15 protein-coding genes and 1 pseudogene are annotated in these 19882 nt (G+C 71.0%); 5 read left to right on the forward strand and 11 right to left on the reverse strand.

The window, feature by feature from the left end; genetic code table 11:
* Positions 1-35: 35 nt before the first annotated feature.
* The 6 genes from ASE68_RS01875 to ASE68_RS01900 form a co-directional block, all read right to left on the reverse strand.
* The gene (locus tag ASE68_RS01875) at positions 36-899 is read right to left on the reverse strand and encodes an AraC family transcriptional regulator (protein ID WP_162238234.1); all 864 of its coding nucleotides are present in this window, start codon (positions 897-899) and stop codon (positions 36-38) included.
* Positions 900-1072: 173 nt separating this feature from the next.
* Positions 1073-2308: an ROK family transcriptional regulator gene (locus tag ASE68_RS01880; protein ID WP_055854598.1), complete on the reverse strand. Its 1236-nt coding sequence runs from the start codon at positions 2306-2308 to the stop codon at positions 1073-1075.
* Between the two features lie 82 nt (positions 2309-2390).
* On the reverse strand, positions 2391-3890 hold the full coding sequence (locus tag ASE68_RS01885) for a carboxylesterase/lipase family protein (protein ID WP_055854599.1): 1500 nt from the start codon (positions 3888-3890) through the stop codon (positions 2391-2393).
* 11 nt (positions 3891-3901) lie between these two features.
* Entirely contained in the window at positions 3902-5218 is a 1317-nt protein-coding gene (locus ASE68_RS01890) for an MFS transporter (RefSeq protein ID WP_055854601.1), read from the reverse strand.
* 242 nt (positions 5219-5460) lie between these two features.
* The gene (locus ASE68_RS01895) at positions 5461-6675 is read right to left on the reverse strand and encodes an ROK family transcriptional regulator (RefSeq protein WP_055854603.1); all 1215 of its coding nucleotides are present in this window, start codon (positions 6673-6675) and stop codon (positions 5461-5463) included.
* A gap of 4 nt (positions 6676-6679) precedes the next feature.
* Positions 6680-7258, reverse strand: a complete 579-nt coding sequence (locus ASE68_RS01900; protein ID WP_200921642.1) for a TetR/AcrR family transcriptional regulator — start codon at positions 7256-7258, stop codon at positions 6680-6682.
* A gap of 99 nt (positions 7259-7357) precedes the next feature.
* Here ASE68_RS01900 and ASE68_RS01905 point away from each other — a divergent pair, with 99 nt between their 5' ends.
* The 5 genes from ASE68_RS01905 to ASE68_RS01925 all read left to right on the forward strand — a co-directional run bounded on the left by ASE68_RS01905 (position 7358) and on the right by ASE68_RS01925 (position 12752).
* The gene (locus tag ASE68_RS01905; protein WP_235480738.1) at positions 7358-8680 is read left to right on the forward strand and encodes an MFS transporter; all 1323 of its coding nucleotides are present in this window, start codon (positions 7358-7360) and stop codon (positions 8678-8680) included.
* Positions 8680-9474, forward strand: a complete 795-nt coding sequence (locus tag ASE68_RS01910; protein ID WP_055854605.1) for a phosphatase PAP2 family protein — start codon at positions 8680-8682, stop codon at positions 9472-9474. Before ASE68_RS01905 ends, ASE68_RS01910 begins: the two co-directional genes overlap by 1 nt.
* A gap of 49 nt (positions 9475-9523) precedes the next feature.
* Positions 9524-11809, forward strand: a complete 2286-nt coding sequence (locus ASE68_RS01915) for a glycoside hydrolase family 3 C-terminal domain-containing protein (RefSeq protein ID WP_055854609.1) — start codon at positions 9524-9526, stop codon at positions 11807-11809.
* A 132-nt stretch (positions 11810-11941) separates the two neighbouring features.
* Entirely contained in the window at positions 11942-12382 is a 441-nt protein-coding gene (locus tag ASE68_RS01920; protein ID WP_055854612.1) for a hypothetical protein, read from the forward strand.
* Between the two features lie 22 nt (positions 12383-12404).
* Positions 12405-12752 carry a hypothetical protein gene (locus ASE68_RS01925; RefSeq protein WP_055854614.1) on the forward strand — a complete coding sequence of 116 codons (348 nt, stop codon included), beginning with the start codon at positions 12405-12407 and terminating at the stop codon, positions 12750-12752.
* A gap of 75 nt (positions 12753-12827) precedes the next feature.
* On the opposite strand, the gene ASE68_RS01930 is transcribed toward ASE68_RS01925, so the two are convergent.
* The 5 genes and pseudogenes from ASE68_RS01930 to ASE68_RS01945 all read right to left on the reverse strand — a co-directional run bounded on the left by ASE68_RS01930 (position 12828) and on the right by ASE68_RS01945 (position 19793).
* Positions 12828-14234 carry an alpha-hydroxy acid oxidase gene (locus ASE68_RS01930; RefSeq protein WP_055854617.1) on the reverse strand — a complete coding sequence of 469 codons (1407 nt, stop codon included), beginning with the start codon at positions 14232-14234 and terminating at the stop codon, positions 12828-12830.
* A gap of 32 nt (positions 14235-14266) precedes the next feature.
* Complete coding sequence (locus ASE68_RS01935; RefSeq protein WP_055854620.1) at positions 14267-15049, reverse strand: FadR/GntR family transcriptional regulator; 783 nt, start codon at positions 15047-15049, stop codon at positions 14267-14269.
* Between the two features lie 140 nt (positions 15050-15189).
* Complete coding sequence (locus ASE68_RS20655; RefSeq protein WP_082462302.1) at positions 15190-15714, reverse strand: Ig-like domain-containing protein; 525 nt, start codon at positions 15712-15714, stop codon at positions 15190-15192.
* Between the two features lie 235 nt (positions 15715-15949).
* A pseudogene (locus ASE68_RS20480) lies at positions 15950-18346 on the reverse strand (discoidin domain-containing protein); the annotation flags it as partial.
* Between the two features lie 304 nt (positions 18347-18650).
* Positions 18651-19793 (reverse strand): NYN domain-containing protein, encoded by a 1143-nt coding sequence (locus tag ASE68_RS01945; protein ID WP_055854624.1) that lies wholly within the window; start codon positions 19791-19793, stop codon positions 18651-18653.
* Between the last annotated feature and the right edge of the window lie 89 nt (positions 19794-19882).

Consider the following 19882-nt stretch of genomic DNA (forward strand, 5'->3'; position numbering starts at 1 on the left):
CGCGGACGGCATGCCCGTCGCGCGCCGGAGACCGGTCAGGCGACGGGCTGCAGCGCTGCGATCCGTCGCCAGCGGCTCGGGGCGACGCCGCTGTGCCGGCGGAATGCGCGGCTGAACCCGTCTTCACTGTCGTAGCCGAGGCGGTAGGCGATCCCGCTCACGGGCTCGCCGTCGCGGAGCATCCGCTCGGCCTGCGTCATTCGGATGCGGGTGACGTACCGCGCAGGGGTGTCGCCGACCGCGGCGCGGAACTGCTCGGCGAACTGCGAGCGCGACGCTCGCGCGATGCGGGCGAGCGACGCGACCGTCCACGGCGATCCGGGGTTCTGGTGGATCGCCGCGAGGGCGTCTCCGACGTTCGGGTCGCTCGCGGCGGCCAGCCACGCTCGCGCCGTGCCGCAGCCGTGTTCGAGCCAGAACCGCACCGCCGCAGAGATGACCACGTCGGTCAGCCCGGCGAGCACGATGGCGGAGCCCGGTCGAGCGTCGGAGGCCTCGCGGTGCATGGTGTCGAGCAGGCTGGAGAAGCCGGGTTCGCTGCGGCCGAACCCGCGGGCGGCGAGCACCGGCGGCATCGCCTTCGTCATCGTCGGGCTGGGGACGACGAGTGCGATGGTCGCGCTGAGCAGGCGGGCATCGCCCGATGCCGTCAAGCGGGTCGGACCGCCCTGCGCGAGGAGGGCGACGTCGCCCCGGTCGAGGGTGACCGCCTCGTCGCCCCGAACGAGCTCGATGGTTCCCGAGAGCACCACGTGCAGCCGGGTCGACTCGTGGGTGTCACGACGCACCTCGCCGGGGGCGAGATCGCGTCCGGACGTCTCGATCACCGACCACCTCAGGTGCTCGAGGAACCGGCCGATCGTGACGGCGTCGTCGACCAGGCCATGGGCCTGCGGCAACGGCGTGATCCTGCACATATGAGGTGCAATCGCGACGGGACCGCGATCATTCCCGGATGTCGCCCGGGGCCGTCATGCGCGTGAGGGTTCGGCTCCCGCCGATGCGCCGATGCGCCGATGCGCCGATGCGCCGATGCGCCGATGCGCCGCTCGACCGCTCGACCGCCCGACCGTCAGCCGACCAGCAGCAGCGGATCGGCGATGAGCCGCTCGCGCGCCTGCCGGCGGGCGCCGACGAGCGCGGCATCCGACCCTCCGACCGCGTGGGAGAAGACGGGGATCGCGCTGATCGCGCCGTTGCCGACCGTGGGGCGGTTGCCCTTCAGTGCGCTCTGGATGTCGTTGATGAAGCCCGACCAGTAGCCGCCGACCACCACGACCGCCGGATCGATCGTCGGCACCACGATCTGCAGCGTGCGGCCGATCCAGTGGGCGGCGTCGAGCCAGGCCCAGCGGGCGCGGTCCTCGGCCTCGCCGATGCGCAGCACCAACTCCTCGAGGGCGGCGGCACGGCCGTCGGTGGCGGCGTATCCGGCGAGGCCGGCGCGCTCGAGCACGACCTCGGGAGCCGCCACCGTCGCGAGGCAGCCGAGCTGGCCGCAACGGCAGCGAAGCCCGCCGGGCACGATCGGGAGGTGGCCGAAGGTCGCGCCGAGGCCGTGCGCCCCGGTGAGCGGCCGGCCGGCCGCGACGGCTGCGGCCGAGACCGCGGTGTCGCCGTCGAGGAAGAGCACGTCGCCGATGCCGGGCAGCGCCTCGAGCTCGACGCTCGCGGCCGCCGTGGCGGTGGGCGTGAGGCGGATGGGCAGCGGCAGCGACCGTTCGACCTCGGCGAGTGTCGGGACCATTGCGCGCAGCTCGCCGAGCACGTCGACCGGCTCGGCGCCGAATCGCGCATCGGTGATCACGACGGCCGGTGAGCCGACGACGGCGCCGTCGACGAGCACGGTGATGTCCGCGATGCGGTGGCCCGAGCGGTGGGCGCGTGCGATCGCACGCGACAGCACCACGGCGAGCGGGGTGACCGGGCTCTCGGGGCGCTCGGGGTCGGCGGGCGCGAGACGCTCGGTGAAGCGTGCGTCCTCGTCGCCGGCGAGGGTCGCGATCGTCGCGAGGGCGTCGTCGAGGGTCAGTCGTGCGGTCACGATCACCCGGTCGCCGCCCGCCAGCGAGAGCGGCGTGGATCGCCCGTCGCCGTGCGCGTCGCCGGATTCGCGGATCACGCCCGCGTCGAGCAGGCGCGCCGTGAGCCCAGCGATCGTGCCGCGGCCGAGCCCGGTCGCGTTCACGAGTTCGCTCCGCGTCGCCGATCCGTGGATCACGAGGTGCTCGACGACGCGGGCGGATTGTTCGCGGTGCAGGTCGAGGGGGCCGGTGATGGTCGGGATCGTCGTATCGCCGGGTGTCATGACGCAAGCATGAACCCGCGAGGTCTCCCGGTCACGTACCCCATTCGGGGGCCGCGACCGGGAGAGGCACCCGGATTCCGGCTCAGGCGGCCGGCAGCAGCGAGCGCACCGAGGCGTAGCCGTCGGCCACCACGCTCGACGGCGTGTCGTACACGCGCGTCGCGCGCGCGGCATCCGTGTACCGCGGCCAGCCCGGTTCGCCGGTCGTGATGAAGGCGACCGCTGCGCCGTGCACCTCGTCGGCGAGGGCCTGCGGCGGGTTCGGGCCGGCCAGCGGCTCGATCGCGATCGAGTCGAGGCAGTCGAAGAAGAACGGCACGTCGAGGCAGTGCTCGGCGAAGCCGAACGTGCCAGACGGCCACGAGAACCGGTAGACCCAGGTCGGCGCGTCGCCGCGCAGGGCGACGAGGCGCACGAGCGCGGTGCGGAACATGCGGTCGGTGAGGAACCGGCCCGCGATGCGCGCGGTGCCCTTGCGGGCGACCTCGGCGTTCGCGGCGAGGTAGGGCTTCATGGCCTGCTTCTGCATGCCGAGCTTCTTCAGCATCAGCGACTTCGGGATCCAGCGGAGCTTCTTCTCGACCTCGGCGAACGCCATCGTGAACTCGTCGTCGGTCGCGCCGATCACGAGCGGCTTGCCGGCGCCGACCCCGGCCGCCAGCGACTCCTTCGTCGAGCGCACGAGCAGCTCGCCGTCGATGCTCGGGCCCAGCGCCAGGCCGTTGTCGATCATGCTCTCGAGGGAGTCGGGGCCGAGCTCGGTCGCCTTCTTCTGCAGCTCGAGGATGCGCTCCTCGTCGAGGCTCGAGAAGCCGGCGACCGTCGGCTCGACGCCCGCCGCCGCCGCGAGCTCGCGCCCGAAGGCCTCGCTCCGCTCGGGCGTGACGTCGGCCAGGGCGCCCGAGATCGCGTAGACGCCGTGGAAGAGGTGCTGTGCGCGCTCCATGCCGAGCAGGGTGAGCACCGCGCCGCCGCCCGCCGACTGGCCGGCGATGGTCACGCGCGAGGGGTCGCCGCCGAACGCGGCGACGTTCTGCTGCACCCACTCGAGGGCGAGCAGCCAGTCGCGCACGCCGCGGTTGCTCGGTGCGCCGTCGATCCACCCGAAGCCGTCGAAGCCGAGCCGGTACGAGATCGTCACGGTCACGACGCCGTCGCGGTTGAACCGGCCGCCGTCGTACCAGAGGCTCGCGGGCGAGCCGGCGAAGAACCCGCCGCCGTGGATCCAGACCAGCACCGGCAGGGCGGCATCCGTTCCGGCATCCGCAGCGGAGGGCCGGGGCGTGAACACGTTCACGTTCAGCGTCGACTCGCCCGGCACGCTCGGCTCGGGGATGAGCGTGACGCCGGGATCGCCGCGCTGCGCGGTCGCGCCGAACTCGAGGGCATCGCGCGCGCCCTCCCATGGGGCCTTCGGCACGGGTGCGGCGAAGCGGAGCTCGCCGACGGGCGCCTCGGCGAAGGGAATGCCGAGGAAGGCGGCGGATGCGCCTGGCGTGCCGGGCTCGCCGCGCCAGGCGCCGCGGACGCGGCCCGCCACGGTGTCGACCTCGACGAAGGTGCCGGTGCTGGTCTGGGTCATGGGTGGTGCTCCTATCGGACGCTCTTGATGGGGATGAGGACGAGCGCTGCGGCGACCACGGCGACGATACCGAACACGAACAGCATGGGGTATCCGCCGAAGACGCCGATGATCACGCCGGCGATCGCCGGGCTCAGCGCCTGCGGGATGTTCGTGGCGATGTTCAGGATGCCGAGGTCCTTGCCCGCGCCGGCACCGCCGCCGGGCAGCACCTCGGTCATGAGCGCCGCGTCGACCGACATGTACACGCCGAAGCCGACGCCGTTGATGATGCTCATGACGATCATGCCGGTCATGTTCGGCATGATCACGGGGGCGGCGAGGCCGAGCACCATGATGGCGGATGCCGCGTAGATGAAGACCTTGCGCTTGCCGATGCGGTCGCTCCACCAGCCCGAGACCCCGATCGCGATGAGCGTCGGCACGAACGCGGCGAGCGTGAGCGTGAGCACGGCGCCGGGCGCCTCGGCGACCGGGATGCGGATGTAGTCGGTGAGGATGTACAGCTGGAACGCCGTGACCACGAAGTACCCGAGCACGAGCAGGAAGCGGGCGGCGAACGCCCACGCGAAGTCCGGGTTCTTGCGGGGGTCGATCCAGAAGCCGGCGAAGAACTGCCGCCAGCTCCATGCGGGCACGACCGCCTCCTTCGACGACCAGTCGCGGTTGACGAGCACGAAGAGCACGGTGACCACGATCACGGCGATGCCGAACGCCGAGTAGCCGATGCCGATGTTCGCGGCGAAGATGCTCGCGACCATGATGCCGAGGGTCATGCCGACCTGGGTGCCGATGCCGAACATCGCGCTCGCGACGCCGCGCTTCTCGCGCGGGAAGCGGTCGGGGGTGAGCGCGGTGAGCGGGCCCTGCAGGCCGTTCAGGGCGACCTGGATGATGACCCAGAACACCGTGATCCAGAGCAGCGAGGTGAGCGAGCCGAGCCCGAGCAGGAAGATGCCGCCGATGAGGGCGCCGCCGACCATCCACGGGGCGCGGCGACCGAAGCGCGAGCGGGTGCGGTCGCTGAACGCGCCGACGATGGGCTGCGCGAAGAGCGTGAAGACGAATGAGACGGTCGTGACGATCGCGAGGTTCGCGACCTTGTTCTCCTCGTCGAGGAGCGCGATCTGGGTGGGCAGCAGGATCGCGATGAGTCCGCCGTAGGTGGCGAAGAGCGTGAGCGCGGTGACGAGGATGCCGGGCAGCAGCGCCCTGGTGGGCGGGGGACTCTGCGGCGGCTCGCCGGCGACGGGTGCGGTCGCCGAGATGGCGCCGGTGGGCGCGACGAGGGCGGCGGGATCGCCGGAGGCGGCGGGCTGGATCGACATTGGGGCTCCTCTTCGTTGAGAACGACCTGGGGGCGGGGGTGTGGCGTCCGCGGTGAAAACCGAACAACGCTCGGCGATGAGTATGCGCTGTTTCGCTAGGAAATTCAACCGTTGAACTAAAGCCTTGGGCGCGAGAACAGGACGGGAGCTGGCGGCAGCGCCGGGAACAGGCGTGCGAGCGGCGTGTCGTCACGCGCTTCCTGTTCTCGGACCGACCGAAGGTGACCGGGGAGGCGGCGGGGTCAGACCCCGAGTCGTGCCGGGTCGGCCAGCAGGCGGTCGCGGGCAGACCAGGCCGCGCCGAGGAGCGCGGCGTCGGCGCCGAGGCGACCGGCGGTCACGGTCGGCACCTCGGATGCCGGCCGGCCGAACGCCTCGGCGACGGCGGGCCGGTTCGCGCGGAACGCCCGTTCGATCGACGCCGTGTGCGCGGCCCAGAACCCGCCGATGACGATCGCCGACGGATCCGCGGCGAGCGAGACGACCTGGAGGGCTCGGGCGATCCAGGGCAGCGCGTCGCCCCAGGCCGCCGTCGCGTCGGGCTCGCCCGCGCCGATGCGACGCGAGAGCTCGTCGAGCGCACCGGCGAGGCCGCGCTCGCCGACGAGCCCGGTGAGGCCCGCCCGCTCGAGCAGTGCGTCGGGGCCGGCGATCGTGACGAGGCATCCGCTCTGCCCGCACTCGCAGGGAGCGCCGTCGGGGATGAGCGCGAGATGGCCGAGCGACGCCCCCACCCCGTGCGCGCCCTCGATCGTGCGACCGCCGGAGATGATCGCGCCGCCGATGCCCGAGTTGGACTTGAGGTAGACGAGGTCGTCGATGCCGTCGAGGAGCGCTCGCTCGGCCTGGGCGGCGAGCCAGCCGTCGGAGGCGAGGGTCGCGATCTCGGGCAGGCCGGGCACGCGCGAGCGCAGCCCGCCCAACAGGTCCACGACGCCCCACCCGAGGTCCGTGTCGGCGAGCACGACCGGAGGCTCGCCCCCGACCGGTGCGAAGACGACCACCGGGAGTTCGACCACGCGCCGCCCGAGCCGATGGGCCGTCTCGAGCGCGTCGCGCGTCACCTCGGCGAGCACGTCGAGCACGGATTCGGGGTCACCCATCGGGCGCCCGTGCCGTCGTTCGACCCGGTGCAGCTCCTCGCCGGCGAGGTTCGTGAGCAGCGCGGTCGCGGCATCCGCATCGACCTGGGCGACGAGCACGGCGACCCGGTCGGCCGCCAGCTCGAGCCGGGTGATCGGTCGGCCCCGGCCGGTCTGCGTCGGGTCCGCCTCACGCACCACGCCCGCCTCCGAGAGGGCGGCAGCGAGCGCCGTCACCGCGCCGCGCGTGAGTCCGGTCGCGGCCGCGATCTCGCTGCGCGCGCTGGGGCCCGACCTCACGAGGTGGGCGAGCACGAGCGTCAGGTTGTGCCGCCGGACGTCGCCGGAGACCAGTGAACGCGGGGCACGCGGCATCCGCTCAGCCCTTGCGTGCGACGAGCTGCCAGAGGTACGCGATGTGCTCGGCCATGTCGATGGAGGGGTCGAGCATCCACTGCGTCTGCAGGCCGTCGGCCGCCGCGAGGAAGAGGTTGGCGGTGCGCTCGACGTCGAGCCCGGCGTCGAGGCGGCCGGCCTCCTGCTCCTCTTGGAGCATGCCGCAGAACATGGCCCGGAACTGCTCGTACCGCGCGACGAAGTAGTCGTGGGCCGGGTGGGCCGCGTCGGTGGCCTCGGTCGAGAGCTGCGCGTAGAGCTGCACGAGGCCCGGCACCTCGCTGTTGTGCCGGATCACCTCGAAGAACGCCTGGATCGAGCGCTGGGCGTCGAGCCCGAACGACGCGGTGTCGACCTCATCGCGCTTGCGCAGCACCTCCTGGAAGAGCTCCTCCTTCGAGGAGAAGTAGTGCAGCAGGCCGGCCTGGCTGAGGCCGACCGCGTCTGCGAGCTCCTTGACGCTCGTTCGGCGGTACCCGTTGCGGGCGATCACCTCGAGCGCGGTCGTGAGGATCTCCTCGCGCTTGGCGATGCCCTTTGCGTACGAACCTCGTTGAGCCATAGGGGAATGCTACGGACTCGGTCTTGCAAACAAAAACCGAGCGATGTATGGTTTTGCGATCAGCCTCGACGGAGAGGCCTCGAAAGGACCCCACAGCACATGACGATGGCGTCGACCCCCGCAGCAGAGCATCGCCCAGAGCATCGCCCAGACGAACCCGAAGCGCCCCTCGCCTTCATCGAGGAGGCCGCAGGCAACGAGGACCCGCCCGCCCCCATCGAGGGCGTGCGCCGCCTCCTCGGCTGGATCATCCCCGCCAACCTCGGCATCTTCCTCATCTGGGGTGCCGTGCCCGGCATCCTCCTGCCCGCCCAGGTCGCCGCGCAGTTCGGCGAGGCCGACAAGATCGGCAACCTCGCGATCGTCATGACGATCGGCGCGTTCTTCTCGATGATCGCCCAGCCGATCGCCGGCCAGATCTCCGACCGCACCCGCTCGCGATTCGGCCGCCGCGCACCGTGGATCTTCATGGGCTCGCTCGCGGGAGGCCTCGCCCTCGTCGGCCTCGCCTTCGCGAACAGCCTCGTCGGCGTCGTCATCGCCTGGACGCTCGTGCAGATCACGTACAACTTCGCGCAGGGCCCGCTCAGCGCCGTCATGCCCGACCGCGTGCCGGTCAAGCGCCGGGGCACGTTCGCCACGCTCTCGGGCATCGGCCTCATGGTCGGCGCACTCGGCGGCCAGGTGATCGGGTCGATCTTCTACGGCAGCATCGCCGCGGGCTACGTGACGTTCGCGGTGTTCTCGCTCGTCATGCTCACGCTGTTCATCGTCTTCAATCCCGACCACTCCTCGAAGGACCTCGAACCCGAGCCGTTCAAGTTCGGCGACTTCCTGCGCACGTTCTGGGTCAGCCCGATCAAGCACCCCGACTTCTTCTGGGCGTTCACCGGCCGACTGCTGCTCTACACGGGGTACTTCGCCGTGACCGGCTACCAGCTCTACCTGCTCACCGACTACTTCGGGGTCGAACGACCGCAGGACGTCATCCCGGTGCTCGGGCTCATCAGCCTCGCCGGCATCCTGATCGCGACCATCGTCTCGGGCCCGCTCTCCGACAAGCTCGGCCGCCGCAAGATCTTCGTCTTCGCGTCGTCGGCCGTGACCGGCCTGGCGATGCTGCTGCCATGGGTCTGGCCCGACCTCACCGCGTGGATGATCATGACCTTCATCGCCGGCCTCGGCTTCGGCATGTTCCAGGCCGTCGACACCGCGCTCATGAGCGAGGTGCTGCCGTCGGCGAAGTCGTTCGCGAAGGACCTCGGCGTCGTCAACATCGCCGCCACGCTGCCGCAGACCCTCGCACCGGGCGTCGCCGGCGCGATCGTGCTCGCGTTCGGGTTCGCAGGGCTGTTCCCCATCGCGATCGTGCTCTCCGTGCTCGGCGCCTTCGCCGTCTGGCCGATCAAGGCGGTGAAGTGATGACGGATGCCGCAGCCGGCGCTCCCGGCCTCACCACCACGTCGGCGCAGCCCGGGTCGACGCCCCGTGCCACCTCGAAGCGCCCTCGCGCGCTGCTCGTCATCGGCCTCATCGGGCTCGTGCTCTTCGTCCTGTTCGGCGTGGCCGTGTTCCAGAACGTGGACGCCCCGTTGACGCAGCCGCTCGACGACGCCTGGCGCCGCCTCGTCGGTGCGAGCGCGGTCGAGAACGTCAGCTGGGTCGTCCCGATGTTCTTCCAGTACCTCGGCGAGCTTCCCGGCTTCGCACTGACGATGCTGATCATCCCGATCTGGCTCTTCGTGATCCGCCGCTGGCGCTCCGCCCTGTTCTGGATCACGGCCGAGCTCGTCGGCAACATGGTCGTCTCCCAGGTCACGAAGAACCTCGTCGACCGCCCGCGTCCCGCCGACGACCTCGCGAACAACCTGTTCGGCCCGCTGTTCCAGGTCGACCACGGATCGTTCCCCTCCGGCCACTCGGTGAGCGCCGGCATCCTGATCGTCGCGGTCGCCGCCGTGCTGCCCGCCGCCAAGCGGCGCGTGTGGTGGTTCATCGGCGCCCTCATCGGCGTCGGCATGGTCTGGCAGCGCACCCTCATCAACGCCCACTGGTTCTCGGACGCCGTCTTCGGCATCATCGGCGGCGCCAGCGCGACACTGATCATCTGGTGGCTGTTCGCGAACCTGCTCGCGAAGGACTACGGCAAGCCGCTGTTCCGTCGTGCGGTGCGCGCCGCAGCCCCGAGCCCGGCCGGCGCACCGGCATCCATCTAGACCCGTACCAAAGACGTCGGCGCCATCGCCGGCACAGTGAAGGAGCACCATGACCGACACGATCAACACCGCCGTCGAGGCATCCGCCGCGGATGTCGTCGCCGACCTGACCACCGAGGAGAAGGCCTCGCTCACGAGCGGCGCCGACTTCTGGACCACGAAGTCGGTCGACCGCGTCGGCCTGCCGTCGATCCTGCTGACCGACGGCCCGCACGGCGTTCGCCTGCAGCGCGCGGACAGCGACCACCTCGGCATCGGCGACAGCGTGCCGGCCACCTGCTTCCCGCCGGCCGTCGCGCTCGGATCGTCGTTCGACGTCGACCTGCTCGAGCGCGTCGGAACGGCGCTCGGCGAGGAGGCGCGTGCCGAGGGCGTCGGCGTGCTGCTCGGCCCTGGCATCAACATCAAGCGCTCGCCGCTCTGCGGCCGCAACTTCGAGTACCTCTCCGAGGACCCGATCGCCTCCGGCGTGCTCGGCTCGGCGCTCGTGCGCGGCCTGCAGTCGCAGGGCGTCGGCGCCTCGCTCAAGCACTTCGCGGCCAACAACCAGGAGGCCGACCGCATGCGCGTCTCGGCCGACATCGACGAGCGCCCGCTGCGCGAGATCTACCTGCGCGGCTTCCAGCGCGTCGTCGAGGACGAGCAGCCGTGGACCGTCATGTGCTCGTACAACCGGCTCAACGGCGTCTACACGTCGGAGGACCCGTGGCTGCTCACGAAGGTGCTGCGCGACGAGTGGGGCTTCGAGGGCCTCGTCGTCTCGGACTGGGGCGCCGTGAACGACCGGGTCACCGGGCTCGTCGCGGGGCTCGACCTCGAGATGCCGTCGAGCGCGGGCCGCACCGACGCGCAGCTCGTGGCCGCGGTGCAGGCCGGCACGCTCGACGAGGCCGTGCTCGACCTCGCCGCGCTCCGCAACGTCGAGCTCGTGCAGAAGGCGGTGCGCGGCGCCAGGGCCGACGCGTCGTACGACGTCGACACCCACCACGCCCTCGCCCGCGAAGCCGCCGGCGCCTCGATCGTGCTGCTGAAGAACGAGGGCGTCCTGCCGCTCGCCGCCGACGCCTCGGTCGCCGTGATCGGCGAACTCGCGCGCACCCCGCGCTACCAGGGCGCCGGCTCGTCGCAGATCAACCCGACGAGGCTCGACAACGCGCTCGACGAGATCCGCGTGCTCGCGGGCGCCGGCGCCGAGGTGCCGTTCGCCGCGGGCTACGCCGCCGACGCCACGACGTCCGACGAGCTGACCGCCGAGGCCGTGGCCGTGGCATCCGCCGCCTCGACCGTGCTGCTCTTCCTCGGCGTGCCCGCCGAGCAGGAGTCCGAGGGCTTCGACCGCGAGGACCTCGAGCTCCCCGCCGGGCAGACCGAGCTGCTCGACGCGGTGCTCGCCGCCAACGCGAACGTCGTGATCGTGCTCGCCAACGGCGGCGTCGTGCGCCTCTCGGGCCTCGCCGACCGCGTGCCCGCGATCGTCGAGGGCTGGCTGCTCGGCCAGGCCGGCGGCGGCGCGGTCGCCGACGTGCTCTACGGCGTCGTGAACCCCTCCGGGCGCCTGGCCGAGACGATCCCGGTGCGTCTGGCCGACAGCCCCGCGTACCTCGACTTCCCGGGCGAGCACTCGCACGTGCGCTACGGCGAGGGCCTCTTCGTCGGATACCGCTGGTACGACGCACGCGACCTCGCGGTCACCTACCCGTTCGGCCACGGCCTCTCGTACACGACCTTCGAGTACGCGGATGCCTCGGCGACCGCGTCGGCAGAGGGTATCGCCGTGCGCGTCACCGTGACGAACACGGGCGACCGCGACGGCGCCGAGGTCGTGCAGGTCTACACCTCGCTCGCCGGTTCCTCGATCGTGCGCGCCCCGCGCGAGCTCAAGGGCTTCGCGAAGGTCGCCCTCGCGGCCGGTGAATCTCGCGAGGTCGAGGTGCCCGTGCGCCGCGAGGACCTCGCGTACTGGGACACCCGCGTCGACCAGTGGGTCGTCGAGGGCGGCGAGTACACCGTCGAGGTCGGCGCGTCGAGCCGCGACATCCGCTCGGTCGCGACGGTCGCCGTCGAAGGCGACGCCGTGAGCGCCCCGCTCTCGATGAACTCGTCGATCGGCGAACTCATCGCGCACCCCGTCGCCGGCCCGATCATCCTCCAGGCGCTCAGCGCCGGCAACGAGGGCGACGGACCGGATGTCGGCGGCGCGCTGCTCGCCGACCCGTCGATGTTCAAGATGATGGCGTCGTTCCCGATCGGGCGACTCGCGTCGTTCCCGGGCATGCCGGTCTCGATGGACCAGGTCGAGCAGCTCATCGCCGCCTCGAACGCGCAGGGCGCATAGCGCTCAGCGCGCTCGTCGCACACGACCGGCGCCCCGTCTCCCACCCGGGAGGCGGGGCGCCGTCGTGCAACCCCCTGTTGCGAGGCGACGGTCGAGTGCGAGACTGGGCCGAGCAGACGGAGGGGGTACCGGATGTCGCGGAAGACGACGGCCGAGAAGAACCGTGCGCGAGCTCGACACGAGGCGAAGCGGGCGGTGCGCGAAGCGCGCCGCGCGGCGAAGCACGCGCGCAAGGTCGGCGCGAGCCTCACCAGGGCCGGCGCGGAACGGTTCGCGGCGCTCACCGCCGACGCGCAGGCCGACGTGCGGCTCGCACGCGAGGTGCGCAAGAGCCGTCCCCACGAAGCGGTGCGGCTCGCGCATCGTGCCACCAGGCGCCTGGTCGGGGCCTCGACGCGAGCCGAGGCATCCGGCGATGCCGACGTGCGCAAGCGGGCGGATGCCGCCGCGAAGCGCAACCAGGCCGCACTCGTGCTGGCGACCAAGCAGCGCCGCGATGCGGCCAAGAAGATCGGCAAGTGGTCGGATGCGGCGACGAAGGCTTGGGAGAAGCACGCCACGGCGGCCAAGTGACGCGGGCGCAGGAGGAACACCGATGGCGATCAGGCTCAACGAGACGGCCCTGCGGCACGCCCGCTCGCTCGTGCGCGACGGCGCCGTGAAGCGCGACGAACGCGACGACTGGAGCGAGCACGCGCCGAGCGCCGACGAGGAGAACGCCTTCATCGAGGAGCACGGCTGGACGGAGTACCGCCACTGGCACCTCGGCTTCGACGACGACGCGAACCCCGAGACCAAGGAGGCGTACTCGTTCCCCTACGGCGATTTCCGCAAGGTGCACCGGTGCGCGGTGATCTCGCTCGAGGGCCGCGCCGGCCAGTACGACCACGACGACATCCGCGACGCGTCGAAGAAGCTGCTCGAGCTGATCGACGCGGACTGACGCGCCTCCGAACCGGGTGAGTCGCACGCCGCCGCCTCGGTCGTGACGCGGCGGCGTGCGTTCAAGTGCTGGCGATCAGTTCTTGACGCTCGGCTTCTTCGCGGCGGGCCTGGCGGGAGCGGCCTTCGTGGTCGAGGGCGTCGACGACGCGGCGGTCGTCGACGGCTTCGCCGCCGCAGGCGTGCGCGGGCTGCGCGTCGTCTTCGGCTTGGCGGTCGCGACGGCCTGCGCAGCGGCATCCGCCAGCGGCTTGGCGATCGGCACCATGCGCGTGAGCTGCGTGACGTGCTGGGGGCCGAGCTCGTCGAGCGTGGCGACCTCGAGCAGCTTCATGGTGCGCTCGACCTCGCCCTTCAGGATCGAGATGGTCTTGTCGACGCCGCGGCGACCGCCGGCCATCAGGCCGTAGAGGTAGGCGCGGCCGATGAGCGTGAAGCGTGCACCGAGCGCGACGGATGCCACGATGTCGGCGCCGTTCATGATGCCGGTGTCGACGTGCACCTCCATGTCGGAGCCGATCTCGCGCACGACGTGCGGCAGCAGGTGGAACGGGATCGGGGCGCGGTCGAGCTGGCGCCCGCCGTGGTTCGAGAGCACGACGCCGTCGACGCCGCGGTCGGCGAGCAGGCGCGCGTCCTCGACGGTCTGCACGCCCTTGACGACGATCTTGCCCGGCCACATCGAGCGGATGATGTCGAGGTCGTCGAACGAGATGGTCGGGTCCATGGCCGAGTCCAGCAGTTCGCCCACGGTGCCGCCGGTCGTCGACAGCGAGGCGAACTCGAGCGGCGGCGTGGTGAGGAAGTTGATCCACCAGGCGGGCCGCGGGATCGCGTTGATGATCGTGCCGGGGGTCAGCTGCGGCGGAATCGAGAAGCCGTTGCGCTTGTCGCGCAGGCGCGCACCGGCGACGGGCGTGTCGACCGTGAAGAAGATCGTGTCGAAGCCGGCCGTGGCCGCGCGGCGGGTCAGTTCGTAGGAGATCTCGCGCTCGCGCATGACGTAGAGCTGGAACCAGTTGCGACCGGTCGGGTTCGCGGCCTTCACGTCTTCGATCGACGTGGTGCCGAGCGTCGAGAGCGTGAAGGGGATGCCGGCCGCGCCCGCCGCGCCCGCACCGGCGATCTCGCCCTCGGTCTGCATGAGCCTGGTGAAGCCGGTCGGGGCGATGCCGAACGGCAGGGCGCTGGTGCCGCCGAGCACCTCGCGGGTCGTGTCGACCACGGGCACGCTGCGCAGGATCGACGGGTGGAACTCGACGTCCTGGAATGCCTGGCGCGCACGCGCCAGCGACAGCTCGCCCTCGGCGGCACCCTCGGTGTAGTCGAAGGCCGCCTTCGGGGTGCGCCGCTTCGCGATCGTGCGCAGGTCGGCGATCGTGAGCGCCTTCTCGAGCCGACGATCGGTCGGGTCGAGGGTCGGCGTCTTGAACCGCATGAGCTGGGCGAGCTCCTTGGGATTCGGGAACTGGCGCTGGACCATCTTCGGTTCTCGCTTTCTGGTGGGTGCGGCCGTCAGGCGTTGACGGCGGTGGCTTCGGTGACGGGAGTGGCTTCGGGGAAGGTCTCGGCGTAGTACCCCGAGATGTGGTCGTGGATGCGGGAGCGGGCCGCCGCGGCATCCGCTGCCCTGATCGCCTCGACGACGCCGCGGTGCTCGCTGCGCAGGCGGGCGGATGTCGCGTGCCAGTCGTCGATGCGTGCGAGGCCGTCGAGCGCGTAGCCCTCGATGCCACTGCGGAGGCCGGCCATCGTCGCGGTCACGACCTGGTTGCCGGACGCCTCGGCCAGCGCCAGGTGGAACGCGGCGTCGAGCGCGAGGAACTCGGCGGGCTCGAGATCGGGGGAGTCCATGGCGTCGAGCAGGCGCTCGGCGGCGTCGAGGTCTGGTGCGCTGACGGCGCCTGATGCCGCGTCGGCGCCGGTGCCGGGTACCGCATCGGCGAGCTCGCCCGCGACCGCGGATTCGAGGATGAGCCGGGTGCGCACGATGTCGGCGACGGGGAACCCATGGGCGGCGACCTGCAGGCGCATGAGCGCGCTCATGGCGCCGCCCGGTGTGGCCACGATGATGGCGCCCGCGTTCGGGCCGGAGCCCGATGCCGTGCGGATGAGGCCCATGGCCTCGAGCACGCGCAGCGCCTCGCGCACGCTGGAACGCCCGACGCCGAGGTCGGCTGCGAGGGCGCGTTCGCCCGGCAGGCGTTCGCCGGGGAGCAGGTCTCCGTCGAGCAGTCGGCGTTCGACGTGCTCGAGCACCGCGCGCCAGGCGCGGGGGCTCTCGGTGTCGGTCGTCACGTCGCCTCCCTCTGCGCTGCCGGTGTGGTCTGACCACAGTAGCACGTGTGGTCAGACCACATGGAGAGGGCCTCCGCGCCCGATCGGACCACTCGTCCGATCGCGCGCAGAGGCCCGATGATGTGCCGAGACGCAGACAGCTACCGCAGCACGAACTCGACCCGGGTCGTGTTGCCTGCGACATCGTGAACGATGAGCACGTTGGCGCCGGCCACCGCGCCGAAGACGCCGGGCTTCACGAAGTTCAGGTCCGACCACGGGTTGTCGGTCAGGTCCTTCACGACGCCGTTGAGCTCGACGCGGTCGACCTTGCCCGGGTCGGCGAGCTTGAAGCTGACCTTCTCGTAGCCCGCCGTCGCGTCGCCGCTCGTGAACGAGGCGCCGTCCTTGACCGTCACCGTCGGCGCGGTGGCGTCGACCGTGAAGTCGAACGTCGAGGTCTTCGAGATGTTGCCGGCGGCATCCTGCGCGTTGTAGCGCAGCGTGTACGCGCCGTCGGGGAGCGTGAGGGTCGCCGTGTGCGATCCGCTCCTGCCCGTGGCCGGCGACTGCGTGCTCTTGACGAGCTTGCCGTCGCGGTAGACGTTCGCGACGATGCGGGCGAGCCCGACCTCGTCGGTTGCGTCGACCTGCACGGCGACCTCGGGCGACGGCCACACCTGCATCGACGGTCGACGACTTCGTCGCGAACGGGTGCGAGACCGTCGTGCCGGGCTGCACGTCGTCGAACTCCTGCACGCCGAAGGCGGTGAGCAGCTTCACGTCGGCCGGAACGGTGTCGTGGTTGGTCGCGGCGACCGTCAGCGTCAGTTCGCCCGCCGAAGCGGTCGTGGTGGCCGTGACCTCCACGTCGGGCTGCTGCGAGGCGAGGTGCCCCATCGGCAGGAACTCGGCGCCGCCACCCCACTGGAGTCCGTTCTGCGAGCTGAGCCCGGTCAGTCGGATGTATCGGCCGGTCGTCTCGGCGAAGTCGACCTGCTTCCATCCGGTGCCGCCGGCGAACGCTCCCGCGGCCACCGGGGCGCCCCAGGTCGCGTTGTCGCTCGACACGTGGATCTCGTAGGCCTTGAGATTGCCGTTGGTGGCCGGCAGCGCACGCGGCAGGTACCGGTACCCGTCGAGCACGTGCTCGGATCCGAGGTCGATCGTGATCCAGTGCGGGAAGGTCGGCGGTTGCGCGACCGTCCACGCACCGTGCCACAGGGTCGCGGGGTCGCCGTCGATGGCGTTCACGGCGAGGTCGCCCGTCGTCTCCTCGCTCGAGAACCCGGCGATCGAGAGCCGCGAGCGCGGAATCGTGCCCTCGAGGATCGTCGTCAGCGTGGTGCCGCGGCTGATCGAACCCGGACCGTCAGCCGAGGTGAAGGTCGCCTCGGCGGTCACGGCGTGAGCGCCGGCCTCGGTGCCGGCCGGCGGCACGACGATCCAGTCCGTCGTGCGCACGTCACCGGCGGCGATCTCCGCGAACTGCGAGTCGGTCGCGGCGAACGCGTGCCAGCCGTCGGGGGCGTTCAGCGAGACGGATGCCCCGGTCATCGGCGCGTCCGTCTGGTTGGTGAAGGCCGTGGTGACCGTGGTCGCCTCGCCGGGAATCACCTCGGAGGCCTTGGCTGACAGCTTCAGGCGACCCGGCTGAGCAGCGGCATCCTCACCGCCGATGAACTCCACCGACCTGGTCTGCGACCGGTTGCCGTACATGTCGACGGCGGTGACGTCTGCGATGTACTCCGTGCCCTGCGTCAGCGTGATCTGCGGTGCGTCGGCCTGGCGGCCGTTGCGGATCGCCAGCGGGATGTCCAGGATGCTGGGGCGCGGCGCGACCTGGAAGTCGGAGAGCACCTTCTTGCCGGCGGCGATGGGGAGCGCGAGCGCGCCGGTCGCGGCATCCTTCACCCGCACGTCGTAGCCGTAGACCGACTCGTCGTCGCTCGCGGCGGGAACGCGGAGGATGTCCTCACCGTCGACCACGAGGTGCTCGGGCGTCCCCTCGAACGTCGGCGCCACGTTGTCGCGCGCTGCCGAGGTGAAGTCGTAGTTCGAGCGCACCTCGGCAGGCGTGCTGCCGTCGAGTCGGACCGTCCACGTCGGGCCGGCGAGCGTGCCCGCGCTGTCGAACGGATAGCCGGACTGGTACGTGCCCCACTGGGCGTTGGTGTAAGTGCGCTCGTTCTCGGCGGCGTAGTTGACGCGGTCGATCTCGGTGCGGTCGGCGTAGACCTCGACGTAGAGCGACTGCGCGGTGGCGATCGTGGCCTCCTCCCACAGGGCGTTGCCGAAGACCTGGTACGCGTCGTGCGGGATCTCGGTGTACGACATGGAGCCGTCGTTGACCGCGGTGAAACCGCCCTGCCAGATCGACCGCTCGTCGTTCAGGTTCAGGTGCGAGTGACCCGAGAAGTACACGGCCTGCGGGTACGCGGAGAGGTCGGTCGTGAGCGTCGCGTTGGAGGCCTGGGCGCCGTCGTGCACCGTGCTCGTCGCGGGGCGGTGGCCGACCACGAAGATCGGCCGATTGAGTGCGCCGGGCTCTGCCGACAACGCAGCAAGACGTCCCTGCAGCCATGTGCGCTGCGCACCCGAGTAGGCCTCGGTGTCGATCACGAGGAACGTGCTGTCACCGAACTTCTTCTCGTAGTAGCCGCCGGTCGCGTTGGGGAACCAGTCGCCGTAGTACTTCGCCATGTCGGCGTTGCCGACGTCGTGGTTGCCGTGCGACATCAGCACCGGGGTGTCCTCGATGCCGAGGCGGTTGAGGTTCTCGTCGAAGAGGGTCTTGACGACCTGGTGGTCGGGCGCGGTGTTCCAGTTGTTGTCGTTGATCTGGTCTCCGTTGGAGATGATCAGGTCGGGCGCCGGGTTGATCGAGGCCATCGTGTCGAAGTGGCTCTTCCAGATGCCGCGGTTCTTCTCGTCGAGTACCGAGGTGTGAACGTCGCTCATCATGAAGAAGGACAGCAGCGGCTTCTCGTCGGTCTTGATGAGGTATCCCTCGATCTCCGCGGGTGAAGCCTCGCCGTCGAGGAACGCGACCGCCGCGAGGTTCGTCGTCTTCTCGATGCTGATGGGCTCGGCGTAGACCGGGCTCGTCGTGGTCGGCATCGACCCGTCGAGCGTGTATCGGATCTCGGCTCCCGGCTCGGCCGTGAGTTCGACGGTGGTCTCGTCGGTGTAGCGCCCTCCGGGCTGGCTGAAGCTGGGCGCCTCCGGGGGTTCGGCAGCAGATGCGGCCGTCGCGGGCAAAGCCGCTCCGGCCATGACCGCGAGCAGCGCGCAAGCGCCGGCGATCGTCGTCTTCATCTCATCTCACTTTCGTCACGTATATAGACATAAACCCCCGGCAAGGGGGTCTCCGGACGACAAGTAGATACAACTGAGAGGAACGGACCGCATCGCGGAATCGAAGAGCCCATGAACGTCCTGAGATGGGAAGTTCATGTGCCGAACTTGTACCGACGTCTTGTGGTCAGCGGCATCCTGTGATGCGGCGGCGGGCGCGACGATGCATGCGATGGCGCCGGACGCACGAGCGCGCACCGCGGCGCGAACGCGAGACCGTGCGGCTCACGTCGGCGGGCGCGGGCGGCCGCGCCGTCGCCGGGAGCTAGTCCTTGTCGGCGCGGATGCGCACCCGCCCGCGACCCGCCTCGTCGACCTCGACGACGCCGCCGCGCGACTTGAGGAAGTCGGTGAACGAGCCGAACCCGAGCCGGCGCTCCTGGAACGACGGGTCCATGCGCAGCATCTGGTTCTTCACGGCGCCCGAGGACTGCCACTCGTCGTCGTTCTTCGCCCGCAGCAGTTCGAGCGCCTTCACGAGCAGGCGGCCGGGGTTGCGCGTCGGGGCCGACGCCTCCGGCGGCATGAACGCGACGGTCGGCACTCCGCGGGGACCCGATGGTGCGGCCTCGACGATGTCGTCGTCGTCGTTCTCGACGGCGGATGCCGCGGCGCGCGCTGCGGCTCCGCCCGACTTCGCGCGGCGGTTCGTTCGCTTCGCGGGGGCGGCCGTGGCATCCGCCTTCGCACCGCCCGGCGCGTCGGCCTCGGCGTCTGCGGCCGTGTCGGAGGCGTCGGCCGAATCCGGCGCGGCGGCCTCCTTCGGCGCCGAGGACTTGCGGGACCCGCGGCGGCTCGAGCCGGCAGGGGCCTGTGCCGCGACATCCGCCACCTGATCGACCGTCTCGTCGGTCGAGAGCAGCGCGTCGTAGTCGGCGTACTCGTCGCAGGCCGCCGTGAGGGCGCGGCTCGTGCCGCCCGCGACGCCGATGCCGACGACGTAGCGGCCGAGGCGCTTGGCCTTCTGCGCGAGGGCGACGTAGTCGGAGTCGCCGGCGACGATCACGATGTGCGTGAGGTCGTCGATGCGGAACATGTCCTCGATCGCGTCGACGGCGAGCCGGATGTCGGCGCCGTTCTTCGTCGCCGAGAGCGGGAACAACTGCACCAGGTCGACTGCGCGGTCGATGAGCTGGCCGCGGTAGCTCGCATTGACGGGCGTCGACCAGTCGGCGTAGGCGCGGGCGATCGCGATCGTGCCGAACGTGGCCGCGAAGTCGAGCACGGCGTCGACGTCGACCGTCGCCTGGGTGAGGCGCTCAGCGGTCTCGGACCCGGGCGTGACGGTCTTGCGGCGCGAGGTGTCGCGTCGGTACTGGCTGTCGCCGTGCAGCTGGTCGTAGCGCGAGATGACGATGTTGTCGAAGTCGAAGTACAGGGCCACACGGGGTTCTGCCGAGATGGGCATGGAGACCTTCCATCGAGGGTGTGCCTCCGATGCTACGCCGCCGAGCTGTGCAGACCCCGGTGCCAGGGGTTGGCCCGTCGTGCGCAGTC

It is taken from the genome of Agromyces sp. Leaf222 (genome assembly GCF_001421565.1).
Classification (GTDB): Bacteria; Actinomycetota; Actinomycetes; order Actinomycetales; family Microbacteriaceae; genus Agromyces.